2 protein-coding genes and 1 pseudogene are annotated in these 2,190 nt (G+C 52.0%); 1 reads left to right on the top strand and 2 read right to left on the bottom strand.

Translation table 11 applies throughout. The annotated features are described in order from the left end of the window. The first annotated feature begins 56 nt into the window (after positions 1 to 56). Positions 57 to 722, top strand: a complete 666-nt coding sequence (locus HWQ67_RS16900; RefSeq protein ID WP_218253859.1) for an endonuclease III domain-containing protein — start codon at positions 57 to 59, stop codon at positions 720 to 722. A gap of 157 nt (positions 723 to 879) precedes the next feature. Here HWQ67_RS16900 and HWQ67_RS16895 read toward each other — a convergent pair whose 3' ends face one another. Then, positions 880 to 2,016, bottom strand: a complete 1,137-nt coding sequence (locus HWQ67_RS16895; protein WP_218253858.1) for a DUF362 domain-containing protein — start codon at positions 2,014 to 2,016, stop codon at positions 880 to 882. Positions 2,017 to 2,113: 97 nt separating this feature from the next. Beyond that, positions 2,114 to 2,190, bottom strand: a pseudogene (locus HWQ67_RS20700) (IS1 family transposase); the annotation flags it as partial.

Here is a 2,190-nt window from a genome sequence, read left to right as displayed (position 1 = left end):
CCCAAATGCGCTATATGCTATTGACAGGATTTTTTATTTATGCGATTATGTCTTGTATGTCTGTATTGACAGGTATCTACGACAAGCTGTATGACGCCTTTGGGGCACAGCACTGGTGGCCGGGGCAGACGCCCTTTGAGATAGCGCTTGGGGCGATCCTAACGCAGAACACGAACTGGGAAAACGTCCGCAAGGCCATCAACAATCTCAGGGAGGCCGACTGTCTTACATCCCGCAGGGTGTATGAGACACCGCCGGGGCAACTGGCAGAGTTACTGCGACCGTCGGGATTCTTTAACGTAAAGACTCGGAGGGTCATGGCCTTTGTCAGGTTTTTGGAAGACGCCTATGGCGGTGATATTGAAAACATGCGCCCTGTTGACACCCCAACGTTACGGCAGCAGTTGTTGGACATACACGGGATTGGGCCGGAGACGGCTGACTCCATCCTGCTCTACGCTCTTGACAGACCAGTGTTTGTCATTGACGCCTACACGAAGCGGGTGCTGTCCCGACACGGTGTGTTGGACTTCAAGTGCACCTATGATGAGTTTCAGCGTTTGTTCTATGACTCCCTGCCCGCCAATGTTGCACTCTACAACGAGTACCATGCCCTGCTCGTAAGGACGGGCAAGCTCTACTGTAAACCCAAGCCCCTATGCTATGGCAGCAGCGATATTATAGAGTGTCCCCTGCTTGACATCGAAGCCTTCAGTAAATAAGGACGAACGTTTAAGGTTATCGCAGATTTAGCTTTGATTAACAACGAAATACATGGTATTTTTACGGGGTCAAGGGGTCCGTGACCCCTTGCAGGGGGTTCTAAAGGGGGGCGGAGCCGCCCCTTTCTTTTTTTGTATTGTATGCGTTCAAAACACTCTACCCCTTAGACTTGGTCAGACGTGACAACAGCCTGCTCAACAGAGGCCTCTGCACCTCAATGGCGCCATGAGGACAGGCCTCGCTGCAACAGTAACAGCGGATACATTTTTCGTAGTCAAAGTGCAGTGATTTGCCGTCGTTTGTGATGGCCTTTGCCGGACAGATGTTGACACACTCGTTGCAGAGCTTACAGAGCTTCTTGCTACTGGCCGGTCTTGAGGTGAGGTTTTGTCTGACCACATTTCTGGTCAGCGAGGGACCAAACACCAGGGAGGTGGTCGTGCCGGGCATGACAAAGTCCCTGACCTTTGTGAGAGTGCCGTCGATGGTGACGTCTTTCAGCATCCCCAGATCTCTGGCGACCTTATTTGTGGACAACCAATCCGTCGTCACCCCGAGCATCTGACACACGGTGGCATCAATGGCCAATGCGTCAGGTGAACCCATCAGCACACCCAACTGTCGTGGTCTTCCACCCGTACCGGGGCCATCGCCCTCCATGGCCAGTATGCCATCGAGTATATTTATGGAGGGCCTCAACATCACGTATATAGAGAGCAGGAGCTGTGCAAACTGGTCAACGCGTTGTCCTGTCGTTAAGTGCCACTGTGGTTTTCTCAGACCTACGACACAGCCAAAGAGGTTTTTAACCGCAAGGGTCATGCCCATCTGCACATGGGTCTTTAGCTTTGGCAGGTTTATGATACAGTCTGCCTCAAGGGCCTCACGGGCGAGTTCCGTGACCTTTATGGGCATAGCGTCAACGGCCCTGCCCTTGGGTGTGGAGTTGACCCTGACGCTGTCTGTAAACTCGGCAATTGTAACATCCAGGCCACTGAGGGCATCAGCAAGGCCGGTTTGCCTGATTATGCGATTAAAGTTCCCGACACCGGGGCTGTCCATCACAAGGGGGCGGGCACGCTTTTGAAGGACGTACTCAACGACCGCACGCACAATCAGCGGATGGGTCGTTATCGCCTGTTGCACGGTGGCTGCCCGCAGGAGATTGGGCTTGATGAGGACTACCTTGCCGGGGCTTATAATGCCGGTATCCAGGATGGCAAGCATATCGCTGACGTCTCTGATGAGGCGCTTGCTCTCATATGAGGACTCTCTGACGATGGCTTTACACATGACCTATTTTAACAGTATCCTTACATTATTGCAACCTCAAGGCACAGGGCAATCGCATTTGAGAATTTGGTAGTCCTGCAAAGGCAGTGAAATGATGTCATGCACTAACCAGAGACGCATTATAGTGATGGATAAAATACCATACTGCTCCAATATGGTTCTCTATTTTTTTAG

The organism is Candidatus Magnetobacterium casense (genome assembly GCF_019173545.1).
Lineage (GTDB): Bacteria > Nitrospirota > Thermodesulfovibrionia > Thermodesulfovibrionales > Magnetobacteriaceae > Magnetobacterium > Magnetobacterium cryptolimnobacter.
The sequence above is the reverse complement of the archived record's forward strand: the minus strand, read 5'-3'. Positions and strand labels throughout refer to the sequence as shown.

Excerpts from the sequence above, each read along its gene's own strand:
- HWQ67_RS16900 (WP_218253859.1), top strand. The coding sequence starts at position 57 with ATGTCTGTATTGACAGGTATCTACGACAAGCTGTATGACGCCTTTGGG.
- HWQ67_RS16895 (WP_218253858.1), bottom strand. The coding sequence starts at position 2,016 with ATGTGTAAAGCCATCGTCAGAGAGTCCTCATATGAGAGCAAGCGCCTC.